15 protein-coding genes are annotated in these 20,018 nt (G+C 41.9%); 11 read left to right on the forward strand and 4 right to left on the reverse strand.

Annotated elements, in window-relative coordinates; genetic code table 11:
• Window positions 1–44 precede the first annotated feature (44 nt).
• Window positions 45–2,030 carry a lipoteichoic acid synthase gene (locus QR42_RS03755; protein WP_039177124.1) on the reverse strand — a complete coding sequence of 662 codons (1,986 nt, stop codon included), beginning with the start codon at window positions 2,028–2,030 and terminating at the stop codon, window positions 45–47.
• Window positions 2,031–2,609: 579 nt separating this feature from the next.
• Here QR42_RS03755 and QR42_RS03760 point away from each other — a divergent pair.
• From QR42_RS03760 to QR42_RS03790, 7 genes are all read left to right on the forward strand, one after another.
• Window positions 2,610–4,268, forward strand: coding sequence for a pyridoxal phosphate-dependent decarboxylase family protein (locus QR42_RS03760; protein WP_039177127.1), 1,659 nt, complete (start codon window positions 2,610–2,612; stop codon window positions 4,266–4,268).
• A 31-nt stretch (window positions 4,269–4,299) separates the two neighbouring features.
• Window positions 4,300–6,024: a methyl-accepting chemotaxis protein gene (locus tag QR42_RS03765; protein WP_039177128.1), complete on the forward strand. Its 1,725-nt coding sequence runs from the start codon at window positions 4,300–4,302 to the stop codon at window positions 6,022–6,024.
• A 160-nt stretch (window positions 6,025–6,184) separates the two neighbouring features.
• Window positions 6,185–6,571 carry a DnaJ family domain-containing protein gene (locus tag QR42_RS03770; protein ID WP_024425857.1) on the forward strand — a complete coding sequence of 129 codons (387 nt, stop codon included), beginning with the start codon at window positions 6,185–6,187 and terminating at the stop codon, window positions 6,569–6,571.
• Window positions 6,572–6,739: 168 nt separating this feature from the next.
• Window positions 6,740–8,176 (forward strand): PTS system trehalose-specific EIIBC component, encoded by a 1,437-nt coding sequence (treP, locus tag QR42_RS03775; RefSeq protein WP_039177130.1) that lies wholly within the window; start codon window positions 6,740–6,742, stop codon window positions 8,174–8,176.
• A 15-nt stretch (window positions 8,177–8,191) separates the two neighbouring features.
• Window positions 8,192–9,892: an alpha,alpha-phosphotrehalase gene (gene treC / locus QR42_RS03780; protein WP_039177132.1), complete on the forward strand. Its 1,701-nt coding sequence runs from the start codon at window positions 8,192–8,194 to the stop codon at window positions 9,890–9,892.
• 19 nt (window positions 9,893–9,911) lie between these two features.
• Complete coding sequence (treR, locus tag QR42_RS03785) at window positions 9,912–10,640, forward strand: trehalose operon repressor (RefSeq protein ID WP_039177134.1); 729 nt, start codon at window positions 9,912–9,914, stop codon at window positions 10,638–10,640.
• 72 nt (window positions 10,641–10,712) lie between these two features.
• Complete coding sequence (locus QR42_RS03790) at window positions 10,713–11,147, forward strand: hypothetical protein (protein WP_039177135.1); 435 nt, start codon at window positions 10,713–10,715, stop codon at window positions 11,145–11,147.
• Window positions 11,148–11,186: 39 nt separating this feature from the next.
• Here the strand turns inward: QR42_RS03790 and QR42_RS03795 are convergent, their stop codons facing one another.
• On the reverse strand, window positions 11,187–15,479 hold the full coding sequence (locus tag QR42_RS03795) for a multifunctional 2',3'-cyclic-nucleotide 2'-phosphodiesterase/3'-nucleotidase/5'-nucleotidase (RefSeq protein WP_039177137.1): 4,293 nt from the start codon (window positions 15,477–15,479) through the stop codon (window positions 11,187–11,189).
• 254 nt (window positions 15,480–15,733) lie between these two features.
• Here QR42_RS03795 and QR42_RS03800 point away from each other — a divergent pair, with 254 nt between their 5' ends.
• Window positions 15,734–16,252, forward strand: coding sequence for a type 1 glutamine amidotransferase domain-containing protein (locus QR42_RS03800; RefSeq protein WP_024425275.1), 519 nt, complete (start codon window positions 15,734–15,736; stop codon window positions 16,250–16,252).
• A gap of 108 nt (window positions 16,253–16,360) precedes the next feature.
• Here the strand turns inward: QR42_RS03800 and QR42_RS03805 are convergent, their stop codons facing one another.
• Window positions 16,361–16,576: a DUF1128 domain-containing protein gene (locus QR42_RS03805; RefSeq protein WP_003214000.1), complete on the reverse strand. Its 216-nt coding sequence runs from the start codon at window positions 16,574–16,576 to the stop codon at window positions 16,361–16,363.
• 77 nt (window positions 16,577–16,653) lie between these two features.
• On the reverse strand, window positions 16,654–18,009 hold the full coding sequence (locus tag QR42_RS03810; protein WP_039177145.1) for an alanine/glycine:cation symporter family protein: 1,356 nt from the start codon (window positions 18,007–18,009) through the stop codon (window positions 16,654–16,656).
• 173 nt (window positions 18,010–18,182) lie between these two features.
• On the opposite strand from QR42_RS03810, the gene QR42_RS03815 reads away from it, so the two are divergent.
• Genes QR42_RS03815 through QR42_RS03825 form a run of 3 tightly spaced genes read left to right on the forward strand, consistent with a single transcriptional unit; the run spans window position 18,183 to window position 19,843 of the window.
• Entirely contained in the window at window positions 18,183–18,653 is a 471-nt protein-coding gene (locus QR42_RS03815; protein WP_024425850.1) for a low molecular weight protein-tyrosine-phosphatase, read from the forward strand.
• A 20-nt stretch (window positions 18,654–18,673) separates the two neighbouring features.
• Window positions 18,674–18,997 carry a YtxH domain-containing protein gene (locus QR42_RS03820; RefSeq protein WP_039177147.1) on the forward strand — a complete coding sequence of 108 codons (324 nt, stop codon included), beginning with the start codon at window positions 18,674–18,676 and terminating at the stop codon, window positions 18,995–18,997.
• Between the two features lie 27 nt (window positions 18,998–19,024).
• Window positions 19,025–19,843 (forward strand): YihY/virulence factor BrkB family protein, encoded by an 819-nt coding sequence (locus QR42_RS03825; RefSeq protein WP_039177150.1) that lies wholly within the window; start codon window positions 19,025–19,027, stop codon window positions 19,841–19,843.
• The last annotated feature ends 175 nt before the right edge of the window (window positions 19,844–20,018 follow it).

Raw genomic sequence — 20,018 nt, forward strand, 5'->3', positions numbered from 1 at the left:
AGAACCAGCTGATCAAGGATCGGCTGGTTCTTAGCATGAGAAAGTTATTTTGAAGAAGAGCTGGATTCATCTTTGGCGGAAGAGGAATCCTTTTCATCCTGTACTTTCTTTGTATAGTCATAGTCGTTGCGGTCAATCGGTGTAAAGCCTTTAGGTTTGTAGAAACGGAGTAAATCTTCGGTGACAATCTTATCAGATGTCTCCAGCATCTTTTTCACCGTTTCATTTTCTTGTGATGCCTTGTCAGTTGGCTCGATTTTCTCGCCTGTTTTGTTGCTGTAATAGTTATTGCCTACTTTCGTGTAGTCCTTAGACACGAAATCACCGTTTCTAAATGGCACAAGCTCTTTAAAGTTCTTCGATAAGATATCAGAACCAGACATTAAATAGTTCTTCGTATCATCGCCGAGCAGGTGCAGAAGGGTTGGTGCGACATCGACTTCACCAGAGTATTTATGAATCTGTCCGCCTTTTACGCCAGGTACATGGATAAAGAGCGGCACACGCATGAGCTGTGCATTTTCATAATCTCCAATTTTTTGTCCAGTCACTTTTTCCATCGCTTCATTATGGTTTTCAGAAATGCCGTAATGATCTCCGTACATAATGACGACTGTGTTGTCATAGAGACCTGACTTTTTCAAATCGTTGAAGAACTGTTCAATCGCTTCATCTAAATAATGAGCCGATTGGAAGTAGTTATCGACGACAGAGTCACCGAAGTCACCAGGTTCGAAATCAGTGTCACCTTCGTCCATTCCAAATGGGAAATGGTTCGATAAGGTAATGAATTTCGAATAAAACGGCTGCTTCAGGTTTTTAAGCATTGGCATCGATTCTTTGAAGAACGGTTTGTCTTTCAGTCCGTAGTTCTTCGTATCCTGCTCGTTCATATCGTAGTACTCAGAATCGTAAAATCTGTCATACCCAAAGGATTTAAACATTTCATTACGGTTCCAGAAGGTTTTCGTATTGCCATGGAATTCGGCTGACGTATATTGATCCTTCTTCAAAATACCAGGAAGTGCTTGATATGTGTTTTGCGCTTTGTTAATAAAAACAGAGCCCTGTGATAATGGGAATAATCCAGTATCCATCATAAATTCAGCATCAGACGTTTTTCCCTGTCCTGTTTGATGGAAGAAGTTATCAAAGTAAAACGTTTTGTTGTCGTGTGCCAATGAGTTAAGGAACGGCGTTACTTCTTTTCCATTCACTTTATAATCAATGACAAAGTTTTGCAGAGATTCAAGAGAAATTGTAATCACGTTCATGCCTTTCGCTTTCCCGTAATAAGCCGGGTTAGGATCAGCGCTGTTCGCTTTTAAATAATTCTCTACATCTGTCACGTCATTTGAATTTGCGAGAGCACGCTGGCTGTTTGATTTCACATTTTGAATGGCATCAAACACAGTAAAGTTATAAGCACCTAAATATTTAACTAAATAATTGCGGTCGAACGATCTTGATAAAAGCTCTGGACGATCGATCTCTGCAGCAACTAAGTTTAAAACAAAGATCACAACAGAGGACACAAGGACGAGTCTAAACGATTTTGACTTTTGTACAGGTACAGTCGTGGCTGTACTTGTTTGCTGCTGCCTTTTCATGCGGACTGCAAGTACGATCAAAATGATTGTATCAATAAAGTAAAACACATCAGTCCAACGCATGAGTGAAAATGCACTATCACCTAATTGTCCGCCATTCGTTCCTGCCTGCATCACTGTAGGCAGCGTGATAAAGTCATTGAAGAATCGATAGTACACGATGTTTGCGTATAGTAAAAAAGACATGAAAAAGTGAATCACAATGATAGCGGCAGGCTGCCATTTTTTCTTGAACAATAAAGCAAAGCCAAGAAAGAACAAGCTGGAGCTAATAGGATTCACGAAAAGCAAAATATGCTGAAGCACATTTGATATACCAAGTTTAAATTCGATTAAATACGCTGAATACGTTTTGAGCCATAGTAAGATGGCTGCAATCAGAAAGAAGCCGAGACCTCTTTTTTGAATAAATGTTTTCATATAAACACTCCTTTTCTCCGATACACGGAAGAGGCGGAACGAAAGAAAACGAACCATTAGAATATACCACGAAATGCACAAATAGAAAAGTCATAACCGGTGAGGCGCCTTTGCAAGCCTGTCCGAGCAATAAAAGGAGAGAAAATGAAAATATTCGCCCATCGAAAAACTTTTTATGAAAATCGACCTATTATTGACAGAAAATTCAGCAATTTTCCAGTTGCTATATCAATAAAACAGGTAAAAAGGCATAAGTCTAAAGAATTAATTTAATTTCTACAATGGTCATTTAGAGAGTTTTTCCATTGTTTATTAATGTTTATGCAGGTTAAGCAAAAAAAATGAACAATGGAATGGAACAAGATGATGGATAAAAATTCCTCTCATACGATATATCAATATATTTTTGTATTTCATCAACATAATGCTTTTAATGTGTTTTTTAAGGGTTTTATTTATTTTAATAAGTAAACAAATTATCTAGATATACTTAAGTGAACATATCGAGACTATAAACTTCTGAATTGGGGTCGATATAGACAGTGACAGGAAATCTTCCATTGAAAGGATTGATAGTATATGACTGTACGAGCAGAGAACCTCGTTCAGAACTGGTTTCCGAGTGAGGACGGAAATGCAGGAGAGCGTAAAGAACTCGTCAAATTGATGGAGCAGATCATTTCAGGGGTCGATGACCTGAAGGATCCCAACCGTGCACACCTTAAAGGTGAAAAGAATCGTGGGGAGGACTTTTACAAAAAGCTCACTGAAACAAGTCAAATTCCGATGAACGGCCAGCAAGCGGAACTTGTGAATGAAGAATTACTGAAGCTTTTACATAACCATCCATACCACACCAAGTATTTCTTCACGAACATTTTGCCAATGGCAAGTACACCAGGAATTTTAGGCATGCTGACAGCTATGCTGGTAAACGGAAACAACCTATGGGATGTTTACGGGCCAGCAGGTGCGGAAGCTGAGGTCAGAGTGGTCTCAATGATGTCTAAGCTCATCGGATATGATCCAAACGTGAGCGGGGGATACACAACATGGGGAGGTCAAGGAGCGATTTTTTCAGGACTTCGTTTAGCGATTGCCAAAGCAGCGCCGGAGTCACTGCGAAAAGGAGTTCCGCAAAATCTTTATGCGTTTTGTTCTGATGCCGCACATTACAGCTTATTTAAGTCAATGGAAGCAACAGGACTTGGCACAAACAACTTAATCAGAATTAAGACGAATAAAGATCATTCAATGGATATGGAAGATTTGCGTTGTCAAATGGAACGTGTTGCACAGGATGGCGGGATTCCCGTTTATATTGTGGCAACAACCGGAACAACAGATGCCATTGCAATTGATGATGTAAAAGGGGTACGTGAAACAGCAGAAGCGATTGCTGAAAAGTATGATCTGAAGGTGCCGCATATTCATGCAGATTCGGCGCTGGGTGGATTCTTTGCTTTCTTTAATGAGTATGATGTATCAGAAAACCCGCTGCAATTCTCAGACGGTGTTCTTCGTATGCTAAAAGAAATCAAAGCGAAATTCCAGCATCTTTCTCTTGCAGACTCGATGTGCTTTGATTTTCAAAAGCTCGGCCAAACACCTTACACATCCAGTTTATTCTTAGTGAAAAACGCTGCTGACTTAAAGCGTTTGGATCTGGAAGAACAAGAGACGCCATATGTTGGCCATAGAGGCTACGGGGAATACCATACGGGTTATACACTTGAGTGCTCAAGAATGGGAAGCTCAATCAGCATGCTGAGTGTGCTGTTAACGTTTGGGATTGAAGGCTACCAGCGCTTGCTCGGTCAATTCTTAGAAGTAAACCTTGCCTTCAGAGAAGCACTTAGTAGGGAAATTCCGCAAGCAGAAGTCGTGAATGATGACAACGTCGGAATGGCTACATTATTTAGAATTTACCTAGACGGCTCACCGCGTTTTCAAGAAGAGATTTCTGGCGAAGCGACTTCAATGGAAATTGAGCGAAACAATGAATTGAACAAAATGCTGTTTGAAAAACTTGGAGAGAAAAGAGACGAGATGTTCTTTGGCGATACAACGAAGTTTTTACTTGTTAACTCAAAAGAAGGTCAAGAATTCTATCTAAGTGTTAGTAAGTTTTTTGTCATCTCACCTTATACGTTACCAGAGCATATCCCTCATATCGTATCTTATTTAAAAGATGTGATTGCATCTGTTTGTGGACAATTTGAAAATGTACATGCTTAAATCAAATCTGAGAGTGGAGATGTAGGAAAAAATGGCGAAACAAAGGAAATTTGGAGGATACACGATATCCTCTAAAATCATGTCAGTCGTTACCGTAACATTACTCGCAACCGTTGCATTATTCGTTCTAACATTTTATCTAGTCAGCCAGGATTTATCATCCCAGTTATTAAAGCAATTTGATTATCGATTAACAACAGATATTGATACCGCCAAAAAAGAAATCGATAACATCGATGGAAACGTGCTCAGCATTAGCGGGAAGGATGATCCCATTTATGTCGATATCAAAAAGAAATTCACAGAGCTTCAAAAAGATCATACGCTTGAGAACTTATACGTGTTATCTAATAAAGGCGGTAAAGAAAGAATTATCGTATTAACTGGGGAAGACAATGATTTTGACCAGGATTATGCATTTTCAGATGAGATGAAGCAAGCTCTTTCTGAAGATAAAATGGTCAAAAGTGATATTTACCATGATTCATATGGAACACATAAATCAGTCTTTTTGCCAATCAAAGATTCAGGCGGTGAGCTGACAGGGATTTTAGGGATTGATCTAGATGCATCAATTGTTCCAGCCACTACGAAGAAGCTCACAATCTACATTACGGTTGCATCGGCTATTGTGCTCATCGGTGGATTGCTCTTCTCCTTTATCATGGGAAGAAGAATTGCGAAACCAGCACGTTCATTGATGGAATCAGCGAACCGAATTGCTGACGGTGATTTAACTGGAATGGTAGAAGTTGAGAGTAAAGACGAGATCGGCCAGCTTGCTGCATCCTTCCAAAAGATGCAGGGGCGGATCAAAGAGCTCATTTCGAAGATCTCGCACTCATCTAGTGAAGTATCAAAAATGTCTTCACAGCTTCGCACGGTGACGAACGAATCAAGTCAAAGTGCGCAGCAAGTGTCAGAAGCCATGACGAATATGAGTGAAGGAATCAATGATTCTGTCGCAAATATTACGGATTGTACGAGATCTGTTGCAGAGATCGATACTCAAATCGAAGGTGTCACAAAAGAAGTCGATGAAATGAAATCTGTTTCATCTGACGTACAGGAGCAGTCAGAATCTGGTCAAAAACTTGTGAACCATGTGCTTGATCATCTGAACTTGTTACATGACAAGATGACCAACTCGAAGCAGGCAGCAGAAGAATTACAATCCCATTCCACGGAGATTGAAAGTGTGATCTCGATTATTACGGACATTTCAGCACAAACGAATCTTCTTGCACTGAATGCTTCCATTGAAGCGGCACGTGTTGGGGAAGAAGGAAAAGGGTTTGCTGTTGTGGCAGATGAGGTACGTAAATTAGCAGAGCAATCAGCGGATGCAGCTAAAACTGTTTCAGACCTCGTTATCGGTACACAGGAAAACAGCCAGCGTGTTCTTGAAAGCGTAGAGGAAAGCAGTAAAGCAGTGGAAGAAGGACGTGAGCAAATGGAAGGCACGTCACAAAACTTCGCTGTGATTTACGACGGCGTGTCTCAGTTTGCAAGAAGAACGAACAACTTGCTTGAATCCATCAACCAGGTAGAACGTGCATATCAAACGATTTCTACATCGATTGAACAAATTTCGGTGGTATCGGAAGAACAAGCAGCCAGCTCTCAAGAAGTAGCAGCAGCAACAGAACAGCAAAGTGCTGGCATGCAGCAAATTTCAAGTGCGATTGAACAGCTCTCTGACATGTCAGACGACTTAGCACAAATGGTCTCAACTTTCAAAATCGACAAGAAATAACAAGAAAGGGCTAAAATATTTTAGCCCTTTTTCTCTTTTCAGCGAAAAAGGGACGAGCACCGAATGCGAGGGTTTGTCTAGACGCTGAAGCTGGTTCTTGTGAGAGAGCCAGCTTTTTTGCTATGCTTAATTACATACTTGCGGTGAAAGGAGAAACGCTATGGATTTTGCGCAGAGATTATCAGAAGAACGGATCAAAAAAGCGATGGATAATGGGGCTTTTGAAGGATTATCTGGCTTTGGGAAGCCTCTGCCAAAAGATGACGCTGCTCATGTACCAGAAGAACTTAGAATGGGCTACCGCATTATGAAAAATGCCGGATTTGCTGGGGAAGAAACAGCGCTGAAAAAAGAACTTATGACTGTCAAAGAATTACTTCAATCGAGTATAGATGGAGAGGAAAGAAAGAAACTGTCTCTCATATGTGAAGAAAAACAAAAACGTCTGGATGAACTTACATCTAAGCGTCAAACTTTTGCTCGCCCAGCCTCCTCCTTTTACAAAAATAAGGTCTACGAGAAATTAACAGAGCATAAAAAAAGATGATGACACGCTGCCTCTCCCTGAGCACATTGAGGGAGCTTTTTTTATGTAAGCGCTACATTTTATTGTTGACTACATGTATATACAAATATAAAATATGAAGTAAACATGTATATACAAGTTTTTTGGTTCTTTTTTCTTATATAAAAAAACGATCTCGGAGGGGATAGTATGGCTGATTATCAGGCAGCAGCAGATCAGATTGTGAAAGCCATCGGCGGCAAAGAAAATATCGATCAAGCGACACATTGTGTAACAAGGCTGCGCTTTGTGCTGAAAGATGAGGGCAAGGTGGATGAGAAAGCACTTGAACAAATTGATGAAGTGAAGGGATCTTTCTCAGCGAACGCTCAATACCAAGTTGTTATCGGCCAAGGGGTCGTCAATCGAGTATATGCCGAAATGGTCAAAAGGACGGGAATTGGGGAAGCCACAAAAGAGGACGTCAAGCGTGCCTCTGATCAAAAATTGAATCCATTGCAGCGTGCTGTGAAAACGCTTGCGGATATCTTTATACCGATTCTTCCTGCTATCGTCACAGCCGGTTTATTAATGGGGATTAATAATATTTTAACAGCTCCTGATATTTTCTTCGATCAAAAATCGATTGTGGATGTGTACCCAGCATGGGCTGATTTAGCGAATATGATCAACTTAATTGCAGGCACTGCCTTCACGTTCCTGCCAGCATTAATTGGCTGGTCAGCTGTGAAGAGGTTTGGGGGGAATCCGCTTTTAGGGATGGTCCTCGGTCTGATGCTCGTACATCCAGACTTGTTAAACGCATGGGGCTATGGAGCGGCAGAGAAGACAGGTGACATTCCTGTTTGGAACTTGTTTGGACTTGAAGTGCAGAAGGTAGGCTATCAAGGACAGGTTCTTCCGATACTCGTTGCCTCCTATTTACTTGCAAAGCTCGAATTATTTATCACAAAACGGACACCTGAAAGTATTCAGCTGTTAGTTGTTGCACCGATTACGTTATTAGTCATTGGATTTTTATCATTCATTGTCATTGGACCTGTTACATTTGCAATCGGTAATGTTTTAACATCTGGACTTGTAGCGGTATTCCAGCAATTCGCAGCACTTGGCGGTCTATTATACGGCGGACTGTATGCAGCATTAGTCATTACAGGAATGCACCATACGTTCCTCGCTGTTGATATTCAATTGATTAACTCAAAGCTGCACGGCACGTTCCTATGGCCAATGCTTGCCTTATCCAACATTGCACAAGGATCAGCTGCCCTTGCGATGATGTTTGTCTTAAAAGATGAAAAGCAAAAAGGACTTTCGCTGACATCAAGTATTTCTGCTTATTTAGGAATTACCGAACCGGCCATGTTTGGGGTCAACCTGCGTTATCGATTCCCATTTATTTTTGCACTAATCAGCTCAGGACTAGCCGGTATGTTTATCGCCTCTCAAGGGGTGCTGGCAAGCTCAGTTGGTGTTGGCGGCATTCCAGGAATCTTCTCCATTATCCCGAAATATTGGGGCGCATTTGCAATCGGAATGGTGATTGTACTCATCGTCCCATTCATCGGCACACTTTTATATGCAAAACTAAAAAAGAAGAAGGATTTTTCAGACGAACTTAACTAGTGGTGGTGAAGGAAATTGAATCAGCAAACAAATGAACCGTGGTGGAAAAAAGCGGTGGTCTATCAAATTTATCCGAAAAGCTTTTTAGATACAACAGGCTCTGGGACAGGTGATATCAATGGCGTGACGAAAAAGCTTGATTATATCAAAGAGCTTGGGGCGGATTGTATTTGGCTCACGCCAATGTATGAGTCCCCGCAGCATGACAACGGCTATGATATTAGTGATTATACAAAAATCCATGAGATGTACGGCACAATGACAGATTTTGAACGCATGCTGAAGGAAGCGCATGAGAGAGGAATAAGGGTCATCATGGATTTAGCCGTTAACCATACATCCATTTTCCATGAGTGGTTTCAAGCCTCGCGTGAGTCAAAGGATAACCCTTATCGAGATTATTATATTTGGAAGGAGCCAAAAGCGGATGGATCTCCGCCGAATGATTGGCAGTCGAAATTTGGCGGTCCAGCCTGGGAACTCGATGAAGTAACAGGAGATTATTATCTTCATTTATATGATGTCACTCAGGCGGATCTCAATTGGGAGAAGGATGAAGTGCGCAGGAAAGTATATGACATCATGCACTTTTGGTTTGAAAAAGGAATTGATGGGTTTAGGCTGGATGTCATCAACAACATCTCAAAGGATCAGCGTTTCTTAGATGATGCCGGACAATCTGTGCAAGGCGACGGCCGCATGTACTATACAGACGGGCCAAGAATTCATGAATTTCTGCATGAAATGAACCAGAAGGTTTTTTCGAAATACGATAGCATGACAGTGGGGGAAATGTCTTCAACGAATATCGCAGACTGTATTCGGTATACAAGACCTGATCGGCAGGAGCTGGATATGACGTTTAACTTCCATCATTTAAAGGTGGATTATCCAAACGGTGAAAAGTGGGCGATCGCACCATTTAATTTTCAAGAATTGAAGTCGATTCTTTCTGAATGGCAGACGAAAATGCATGAGGGCGGCGGCTGGAATGCGCTGTTCTGGTGCAATCATGATCAGCCGCGTATCGTCTCAAGATATGGTGATGATGACACGTATCATCAGCAATCAGCGAAGATGCTGGCGACCACGATTCATCTCATGCAGGGGACTCCTTATATTTATCAAGGTGAGGAAATTGGTATGAAGAATCCTCGCTTTGAGGACATTTCGTCTTATCGTGATATCGAATCACTCAATATGTACGAAGTCATGCTTGAAAAGGGAAAATCAAAGGAAGAAGCACTCGCCATTTTACAGGTCAAGTCAAGAGATAATGCGCGAACACCAATGCAGTGGACCTCAGAGAAGAATGCAGGCTTCTCAACAGGAACGCCTTGGATTGAGCCAGCCATTAACGACATTTCGGTCGAGGCTTCATTAAAAGACCAGACGTCCATTTTCTATCATTACCAAGCCCTTTGCAGACTGCGTAAAGAACTTGACGTGATCACATATGGCAGCTTCTCCTTACTCCTAGCAGAAGATCCAAAGATTTTTGCTTATGTTAGAGAAAGCAAGGATGAGAAGCTCCTCGTGATCAACCACTTTTATGCAGGGAAGACGGACTTTACGCTTCCTGATGAGCTTGTGCAGGCTGCTGATGAGATGGAGAGTCACGTGCTGTTATCCAATTATGAGGATGTGCCGGCACATATCAAGGGATTTACGTTGCGCCCATATGAGTCAATCGTTTATCATTTAACCAAACGCTAGAAAATGGGGCGGAGGGAAAATGAAAGAGAATAAGTTTCGAGTGATTTATGATCAGCTCGCAAGACGAATTGAACAAGGTGAATGGCAGGATAAAGGTATCCTCCCATCAGAGCATGAGCTTTCGATCATGTACGACACGTCCCGGGAGACGGTGAGAAAGGCATTAAATATTCTTGTGCAAAATGGCTATATCCAAAAAATCCGCGGGAAAGGCTCTGTATTGCTGAATCGGGAGAAAATGCAGTTCCCTGTATCAGGTCTTGTCAGCTTTAAAGAGCTTTCCAAAACGCTTGGCCGAAAGACAGTCACAACGGTTCATGAATTTGGTTTAATCAAACCGGATCAGTATATTCAGTCTCAGCTAAAAATTGACGAACAGACGGACGTCTGGAAAGTCATTCGCTCTCGCAATATTAGCGGGGAAGAAGTGATTTTAGACAAGGACTACTTTTTGCAAAAGCATGTTGAAGTATTGTCTAAAGACATATGCGAAGGATCAATCTACGAGTATATTGAAGGAGAACTCGGTGTATCAATCAGCTATGCTCAAAAGGAATTTGTGGTAGAGCCATGTACAGAAGAGGATGCGAAGTACCTTGATTTAAAGGGATTTGACCATGTCGTCGTGGTAAAGAATTATGTGTTCTTAGAGGATACGAGTCTATTTCAATACACAGAAAGCCGTCACAGGTTAGACCGCTTCAGATTCGTCGATTTTGCTAGAAGAGAAAAAAAGGACAGAGCATAGGCTCTGTCCTTTTCAGGTTTTGGAGAAACGGGGATATACACAACGACAAAATTTTGATATACAGGAGGAAAAATGATTAGACTGAATCGACCACTAAAATTACGGGATTTAGAAATTTTTAGCGTGATGAAAGATCATCGAATATTATGTTACGTCATCATTGAAGATACTCGAAAACCGTTTACGCAAGAAGATAGAAAACTAAATCCATTATGTTATATGGATGAAGAAGATATACAAGCGATTTTGAATGTCTTTCATATTTCAATTATTAATGATGAAAAGTTAAGTGAAGAGGATTTAACTCTTGTCCAATCGTATTTTGCTGAATTTGTAAATAATACGAATTTAACGAATTTTATTACGAGAGATTATGTTCAAGAGGATTTATATGCCATCGATGATGAAGATGACATCACGTTCTTCAATAGAATGCTGCGTCATATAGGATCAGATGATGTGAAACAATTTGATAAACGCAATTGGATTTATTTATCACAGGATTGAGATGGAAAAAGGACAGAGCATACGCTCTGTCCTTTTCTTTTAGGATGATACATTTTTTCTTGTACGCTTACGCTGGTAGTAATAGAGGATACCGCCTGAGGCAAGCATGAGTACGCCAATCAATACAGCTGTATACATCATTGTTGCTGTATTCGGCAGTGTGCCGCCTGGGAGTCCGGTTCCATCTTGGTTTGGATCTGTACCTGTACCTCCGCCTGGCGCTGAACTTCCGCCGTCTCCACCAGTTTGATCTGGCGTTGTTCCAGCTGCCCCGCTTTGGTTGAGTACGGTGTATTCGCTGAAGTGCTCAGTTTGACCTGAAACGACCCCATTTTCGAATGATCCATTACTTGTTTTGGCATAACGATTTTTCTTGCGGTCTACATAATATACACCAGGTTTCTTTGCCTTTTGAGGCTCATCTAATGTAAAGGATAGTGTAACAGGATCTTTAAAGGTAGAAACCTTTTTCTGATCTTGTTTGATTTGGAAATCATACGTATCAGTTAATGCATTTTTCACCTTATCCGTCTTTGTCATCGATATTTCTGCGTTTTTCTCGGACAAGTTAGAGAGCGGTAATGCGAGTCCCACTTTGTCATGATAGATAGTGACGTTCGGATCTTGCTCTCTTTTCTTCAGCTCGGTTACCTGTGCTTTTGATAGTGACAATTGAACGTTTTTCGCTTCGCTCGCTTTGTCTAAATAGAGCAATGCTTTGTTTGTATGCTGCACATACGTTTGGAATTTCTCATCATCTTGAATGTCATAAGCGCCTTTTCCTTTCGCACGTGGAAGGAACACTTCTTTCACTCGATGATCGATGACAGGAGAAATATGCCCGCCGTCTGCCTGTTCAATTTGCTCTTTGAAGATTTCATAGTCAACATAGCCTAAGTCTTCGCCGTGAGAGGCTTCTGTAAAGACGCTGTAGCCATCGCCGCCTGTCCCGACAAATGCGTTTGTTGCCACGCGGTATGTTTTCTTATCATCAATGTCTGTTAGTTTGCCGTTTTTGTCTTTCAGTTTGACATCAATGAGTCTGCTGCCAGCTGGTTTACTCAGTGTAAACGTATATTCAATGCCGGCTACATGAGGGAATGCGCCGCCGCCTTCCTCAATGCCTGAAAGCCCTTGTTCGAGCGCTTTCTTAATTTGGCTGCCTTTTAAATCCGCGACATAGAGTGTGTTTCCGAATGGCATGACCGTTAAAATATCACCTAAAGTGATATCTCCTTTTTCAATGCTGCCTCGAATACCGCCGCCGTTTGTGATGGCAAGATCGGCACCAGCAGATTCCTGCGCTTTCTTCAGCATGCCGTCAGCAATAAAGTTCCCAAGGTTTGTTTCCTTCGCCCGGACATGCTCTCGTTGTCCGTCTAAGAGGACATCAGTAGACCCGACTTTTTCCGTTTTTAAATCTTGAATATCTGCCTTGTACTGATCGAGGATCGCTTTTGCATCGGCATCTTCTTTGACAGAGTCATCGATGGTGATGAGGTCAAAAGAAGATTTCTTTGGCTGTACGACGCCTTTTTGATTAAAGGCCACATCTACTTTCCCTAAGAATTGTCCGTAGTCTTTCACCTGCGCGACAATCGTTGGTTCTTTCTTATTGACGACCTTTAATTTTTCTACAAGGGTGTGCGTGTGACCGCCAATGATTAAATCAATACCGTCTACTTTTTGAGCCAGCTCAAGGTCACGGTTATAGCCAATGTGTGTTAAAGCAATGATTTTATTGATTTTTTCTTCTGTTTGAATGGTGTTGACTGTTTCCTTTGCTTTCTTGTATGCATCTTTGAATTGAATGTTAGGGCCGCTGCTGGATGTAATGGCCGTGTCTTCAGTGGTTAAACCGAATACCGCCACCTTTTCACCGTTTACATCAAGCAGGATGTATGGGTAAATCCCAGCTTCTTTTTTCTCACCAGCTTTAAATGTGGCTGGCTTTTTCACTAAGCCGCTCAATTGTTTTTCCTTAGAGACATCAACGTTTGATGACACAATCGGGAATGCAGGCTTTTCAAATTGATGACGGTTTTTCGCATCTACATCTGATGCATCACCTGTCAGGAATTGACGAAGAACAGAAGGACCTTTGTCAAATTCATGATTACCAAACGTCATGGCATCATATTTCATTAAGTTCATCAGTTTGAGATCGGCAAGTCCTTGCCATTTTGTGAAATATAGGTCACCAGAGAAGACATCTCCAGCATCTAATAAAATGTTGTTCTTGCTTTCGGCTCGAACTTCTTTAATCTTTGTGGCACGTCTTGCCGCATCATCAAGGTGTGCGTGTGTATCGTTTGTATGCATCACCGTTAAATTCCAGTTGTCTGATGCAGGCGGTTCTGTTGTGCCATCCTCTTTAAAGGCTAGCTTGTACACACCAAGACCATCTGTGCTGGCGTTACGAACAAAGTCTACACTGCTAGATTTTTCAGCAAACGGCTTAGCTAAAAGAGAAGATTCGAATGTGACTGTTGCGCCTTTGATTGGTGCAATGGACCAGTTTTGATCCGCACTTGGGTTGATGGTTTTTTGTTCGATAATATAATCCATCAGCACTTGGCGGTTCTCATCGGCTGAGGCAAGCACCACTTTATCTTGCGTCAGATGCGGGAAGCCACCGCCGCCAGAAGCTCGATAGTTGTTTGTCACGACTAAAAATTCTTGATTGTCAGAGACTGGTTTCCCGTTGTAGGACAGGTTTTTGATGCGGTTTGCCTTCGCATTGACAAGAGTGCCTGTTGTGCTGTACTTAGCAGGCTGCGTCACATCAACTTGATAGGTGACACCATCGATCACATCAAAGTTATACGAGCGGTATTCTTCGTTTAACATAGGCTGTTCATTTGAATCGTTTGGCTTGATCTGATTAAACTGTCCGGCAGACATCTCGAGCCAGTCTTTCACTTCACTGCCTTTCAGTTTGACAATTTGCACGGTGTTATCGTAAAGGTAGAGATCGCCGATGTTTTTAATCGCTAAATCACCTTTTGCGATATTTGTATAATAATTTACACCGTTTCGGCCGCCGGCTTTAAACGGGGCGCCTGCAGATAAAATCGGTAAGTTTTTGTATGACGTATCCTTCATTTTTTCTTGTGCATACCATTTTTGTGCATCCGTCACAATTTGAATAGAAGGGTCATCCATCACTTGAGCAAAAAAGCTGTTAATGTCTGCTTCTGTTTTACCGACAGGCTTTCTTACATAATCAAGTGTGTTTTGATGCGTCGTTTGAATAGCATCTTTTACAGTGCTGTTTTGAGAGGTGACTCCTGCAACAGATTCAATCTTTCCTGTTCCATCTGTGACTTTCCAGTTGCTGCCGTCAGGCTCTAATGTTAAATCAATGACGCCGAGGTAGCTTCCCCAGTTTTTAGACATGACGACTGGAATGCCGTTGATGGTTCCTTTTGAGACATCGAATTTGTCAACGCCGCTATATTCAGCGCTTGGGAATGTGCCGTGCTGGTGGCCAGACACGATCGCATCAATGCCTTTCGTTTTCGTGGCAAGGTCAAAGATCATATTTTCTGATCCTTTAGGCGAAGCGGTTTTTTCAATTCCTGTATGGGCAAGAGCGACGATGATATCTGCTCCTTTTTCCTTCATTTCAGGAATGGTTTCATTGGCAGATTCGACGATATCCTGCACTTGAACTTGTCCATCTAAATGCTTCTTATCCCACGTCATAATTTGTGGTGGAACGAATCCTATGTAACCGACTTTCACAGTTTGTGAGGCACCGTTTGCGTCTTTAAATGTTTTTTCTTGAATCACATAAGGCGTAAAACGGTGTTCTCCATTTAACTTTTTGACGTTCGCATTGACAATTGGGAAGTTAGCCCCGGCAATAGTACCGTCAAGAAATGATAATCCGTAGTTAAATTCATGATTGCCAAGTGTTCCTGCATCGTACTTTAGTTTGTTGAGTGTATGAATAATGGGGTGAACCTTTGTTTGATTGATGATGCTGTCTTTCTCATTTTTGTAAACGTATTCTCCAAGAGGGGTTCCTTGAATCAGGTCTCCGTTATCAACAAGGAGTGTATTTGGATTTTGTGAACGGTGCTTTTCAATTAGCTCGGCTGTTTTTGCCAAACCAAATTCATTTGTTTCTTTGTCGCTGTAATAATCATAGTTCATCATGTTCGCATGAACATCCGTTGTGGCTAAGATGCTGACTTTTACGGCATCGCCGTTTTCTATTGCTGCATGAGTAGGTACTGCTGGGAGAATGAGACTAATCATCATAATGGAAGTGAGCAGAATAGACAGGTTTTTCCTTCGTTTAGACCTATGTGTTTGCTTCTTCACCTGATCTCCGCCTTTCTAATTTTTTTGACCACAATACCTATTGTAGAAATGTTTCGTTAACTTTTGTAGTTATTTTTTGCAGATTATTGTAAAGATAACATAAATCATACGAATTACCTTGTTGAGGAAATATAAATAAGTCTAAATGCTTATTTTTATCATAAGGGGTTTTCTGATCGGGATAGGATGTTTGATTTCAATGTACCCGGGTATAGTGTGTAGTGTAAACGATAATCAAGCAGGAGGGTTTCTACATGGGTAAGAAAATTGCAGTTGTATTAACAGATTACTTTGAGGATGTTGAATTCACCGAGCCTGCAAAAGCCTTTAAAGATGCAGGCCATGAGATCACAGTAATTGAAAACGAAAAAGGTAAAACAGTGAAAGGGAAGCAAGGAGAAGCAGAAGTGAGAGTGGATGCGTCCATTGATAACGTGAAGCCTGAAGACTTCGATGCACTACTGATTCCTGGCGGTTTCTCACCAGACATTCTGCGTGCAGATGATCGCTATGTCCAATTCACAAGAGCATTTATGGACGAGAAAAAACCAGTATTTGCGATCTGTCACGGACCGCAATTGCTCATTACAGCGAAGACGCTGGAAGGCAGAGGCGCGACTGGCTATACATCCATTCAAGTAGATATGGAAAACGCAGGCGCCAAATTCAAAGATGAAGAAGTTGTTGTTTGTCAGGATCAGCTTGTGACAAGCCGTACACCTGATGACATTCCAGCATTTAACCGTGAATCATTAAAACTGCTCGCAAAATAAGCAGTTTTTGACAGGATAAATAAAGCCAGCACCTTGCGGGGTGCTGGCTTTTTCTGTGCATGGATGGAAGAAAGCGGCGTAAACCGCAATCTGGTTTCCTTTGCACGTTTATTTTCTTAAGTTTTTTAGTTCGCTTGCGATGGCTTGCATTTCACTTGGGCTGAATGAAGATTTTTTCATCACCATTTGGTGTAGAAATTCAATATCTTCGTACTTGTCTGGACTGAAGTCCTCGGCTTTGATGACTCCAATGTTCAGCATATTTAACTTTTGCGAAATGTCTTCAATCAGCTGATTGACTTCAGCCGCTTTTTGCTCTGACAAGGGCGGCACGTCCTTTCCTGCATATGTGTTGAATAACATGTCTATTTTAACAGAAATGCAAAAGAATAAAAGGGCTATTAAGACGACACGGAGATGTTTTTCTCCTTTTTCTCCTGCTTGATCTTATCAATGATTCGTTTAGATTCAAACACGACAACTCCTGATAAACCGATAAGGCCGATTAAGTTCGGAACAGCCATCAGTCCGTTTAGCATATCCGCCACGCCCCAGACGAAATCATTCTTAAACACGGCACCGAAAAAGACAGCAATAACAAACACAACACGATAATACATCACATACGAATCTTTTGCCAAATATGTAAAGCATTTTTCACCGTAATAGGACCAGCCAATAATGGTGGAATAAGCGAATAAAAGTAAGCCGATTGCAACAATGATTGAGCCGATTGGTCCAAGGAAATGAGCAAAGGATAACGAGGTGAGTGCATCACTTTTTTCTGTGACGTACATATCGGCCATGACAATTGTGATCCCTGTAATGGAACAAACAATCATCGTATCAATAAATACTTGCGTCATTGACACAAGCGCTTGACGAGCAGGCATATCTGTTTTGGCAGCAGCTGCAGCGATTGGTGCAGAACCAAGACCTGCTTCATTGGAAAATACCCCTCTCGCCACACCCCAGCGGATTACGGTACCGATCGCACCGCCTGCAACGGCTTGACCTGTAAATGCATCCGTAAAAATGAGCCCGACTGCACTTGGGACAAGATCCGCATTCATGACAAGAATGATCAGCCCGCAAATGACGTAGAATAAAGCCATGACCGGTACAAAAATAGCCGTCACCCGGCCAATGCTTTTAATCCCGCCTAAAATCACGAGCGCAGTAAAGGCCGTAATAATAATGCCTGTGATCCATGTTGGAATCTGAAAGGTTGAATTCATGACACCAGAAATCGAATTTGACTGCACGAGATTCCCAATTCCAAAGGCAGCCGCAGCACCAAAAATAGCAAACAGCACCCCTAGCCATTTTTGCTTCAAGCCATGCTCCAAATAGTACATCGGCCCGCCGGACATTTCACCTTTTTCATTTTTGACACGGTATTTCACTGCGAGAACAGCTTCAGCATATTTTGTCGCCATTCCAAAGAACGCTGCAAACCACATCCAAAACACAGCGCCTGGTCCGCCGGCAATGACAGCAGAGGCGACCCCTACAATATTTCCCGTTCCAACCGTTGCAGCAAGAGCTGTCATTAATGCTTGGAAGTGAGAAATATCACCTTCTGATGTCTTGTCTTGCTTTGAAAATGCAAGCTTCAGCGAATAGGGGAGCAGCCTAATTTGAATAAAGAGTACGCGAAAGGTAAGGTAAATCCCAGTCCCCACGATCAAAAACAAAAGCGGCGGTCCCCATAATACATCATTGATATTGCTGACAATCTGTTCTACCCATCCCATATATATCCCCCTTTATTTGTGCAATTCTCCTAAAGTGTCCCCTTTTTTTGTATAATGTGTCAATGCCGATGGGAGTTTTTCTTGCAAAGTTTTCAAAAGAAAAAGGGCTTGATATGATAGAGAAAAGGTTTTCGAAAGCAGTTTCTAGGGAAAAGATAGGAGGAGAATGAAGGATGATTCATGTATTATTCGTATGTCTTGGCAATATTTGCAGGTCACCGATGGCAGAAGCCATGTTTAGAAAACGAGTAGAAGATGAAGGACTAAGCGAGCACTTTGTCATTGATTCAGCAGGAATTGGCGGCTGGCATCAAGGCAGTCCTCCGCATGAAGGAACACGAAAGCTGCTTGATGAAAAAGGGATCAGCTATGAGGGGATGTCCGCAAGACAAATCATAGATGAGGACATCACAGCATACGACTATATCATTGCGATGGATGCTGAAAATGTAGGGGCACTTCGCAGTATAGCCGGTTATGGGAAACATCACTTTATTGGCCGTCTTCTTGACTTTGTTGAAGACGATGATCGAGATGATGTGCCAGACCCTTATTACACTGGAAACTTTGAGGAAGTACATGATTTAATTGAAACAGGAATTGATCGTTTTTTGACGTATGTAAAGAAAGAGAAACACCTTTAACTGAAAGGAGATCAGACGAGATGGAAGAGAAAAATCAAATCATGCTTCGAGGAGCTGTGATAGGAGCAGCTTGCGGCGCACTGCTGACATTATTTCATCGGCCAACGAGAATTGCGCTTAAAGACAAATGGGATGACTGTCAGGAAAAGCTGGCGGAATACCGTCAGGAGCCAGCCAGAATTTCTGCTTGCGTGAAAGAAAAAATGGAAGAAACGAAGCAGCTGATGCGAACAGTCTCAGATGATTTGTCATTTTTAAATGAACAAGTCAATCAGTTAAAGGAAACAACCCCAAAAGTATTAGAGATTATTGAAGAAACAAAGGATCACTTTCGATCGAAATAGAAAGATTGATCATTGGAGATGAGGCGTATGGGTTTTATTAAAGCGTTAATTGAACGCTTTTTGCTGCATGAAGGACCAGCAAAATCTGCTGAGCTTGCTTATTTCTTTTTGCTTTCATTATTTCCGTTTCTCATCTTCGTGCTGACACTCGTTGGATATTTGCCGCTGACGTCGAAGGATGTCCTGAGCGTCATTTCTGGTTATGCGCCAGAAGGAGCGCTTTCGATGATTGAATCCATCGCCGAAGAGACACTGAACAGCCGCAACGGCGGATTGCTGTCATTCGGGATTATTGCCGCCCTTTGGTCTGCATCTAACGGGATTAATGCCGTCGTCAGAGCATTTAACCATGCTTACGAAGTTGAGGAAAATCGTTCCTTCATTCTCGTACGTTTAACATCAATCATCTTAACTATAGCGATGGTTCTTACGATTATTTTTGCCTTAATGCTGCCTGTCTTTGGAAAAGAACTTGGCTTATTTGTCGCTAAATTAGTTGGGCAGTCAGATGCCTTTCTCACCATTTGGACGGCCATGAGGTGGATCATTAGCCCGCTGATTTTATTGATTGTGTTTACAGCCTTGTACTATTTCGCCCCAAACATCAGACTGAAATTGAAATTTGTTCTGCCAGGCGCCATTTTTGCATCGATTGGATGGATTTTGGTGAGCATGCTGTTCTCATTTTACGTAGGCGAGTTTGCTAATTACAGCGCGATGTACGGAAGTATTGGGGGAATCATTATTTTAATGATCTGGTTCTATTTAACCGGCATCATGATTATCCTTGGCGGCGAGCTCAATGCGCTTTTACATAAGCGTAAAATCGTACCAGGCAAGGTGTGAAGAAATCTGGGCATCCTAAAGAAGAACGAACATGTTCAATCTTGATGGATGGGGGAATCACATATGTCCAAACAATCGAAAAAAGGCGGAAGCAACACGAAACAAAACAAAGGCCATCAGCCAAAGCACAAAACAAGCGGCAGTGCGAACGGGCAAAATGGTTATCATTAAATGA

This window comes from Bacillus sp. WP8 (assembly GCF_000800825.1).
GTDB lineage: Bacteria > Bacillota > Bacilli > Bacillales > Bacillaceae > Bacillus > Bacillus safensis.

Coding starts and splice junctions, on each gene's coding strand:
- QR42_RS03790 (WP_039177135.1), top strand. CDS start 10,713: ATGATTAGACTGAATCGACCACTAAAATTACGGGATTTAGAAATTTTT.
- QR42_RS03800 (WP_024425275.1), top strand. CDS start 15,734: ATGGGTAAGAAAATTGCAGTTGTATTAACAGATTACTTTGAGGATGTT.
- treR (WP_039177134.1), top strand. CDS start 9,912: ATGAAAGAGAATAAGTTTCGAGTGATTTATGATCAGCTCGCAAGACGA.
- QR42_RS03760 (WP_039177127.1), top strand. CDS start 2,610: ATGACTGTACGAGCAGAGAACCTCGTTCAGAACTGGTTTCCGAGTGAG.
- QR42_RS03765 (WP_039177128.1), top strand. CDS start 4,300: ATGGCGAAACAAAGGAAATTTGGAGGATACACGATATCCTCTAAAATC.
- QR42_RS03825 (WP_039177150.1), top strand. CDS start 19,025: ATGGGTTTTATTAAAGCGTTAATTGAACGCTTTTTGCTGCATGAAGGA.
- QR42_RS03755 (WP_039177124.1), bottom strand. CDS start 2,030: ATGAAAACATTTATTCAAAAAAGAGGTCTCGGCTTCTTTCTGATTGCA.
- treP (WP_039177130.1), top strand. CDS start 6,740: ATGGCTGATTATCAGGCAGCAGCAGATCAGATTGTGAAAGCCATCGGC.
- QR42_RS03815 (WP_024425850.1), top strand. CDS start 18,183: ATGATTCATGTATTATTCGTATGTCTTGGCAATATTTGCAGGTCACCG.
- QR42_RS03810 (WP_039177145.1), bottom strand. CDS start 18,009: ATGGGATGGGTAGAACAGATTGTCAGCAATATCAATGATGTATTATGG.
- QR42_RS03820 (WP_039177147.1), top strand. CDS start 18,674: ATGGAAGAGAAAAATCAAATCATGCTTCGAGGAGCTGTGATAGGAGCA.
- QR42_RS03770 (WP_024425857.1), top strand. CDS start 6,185: ATGGATTTTGCGCAGAGATTATCAGAAGAACGGATCAAAAAAGCGATG.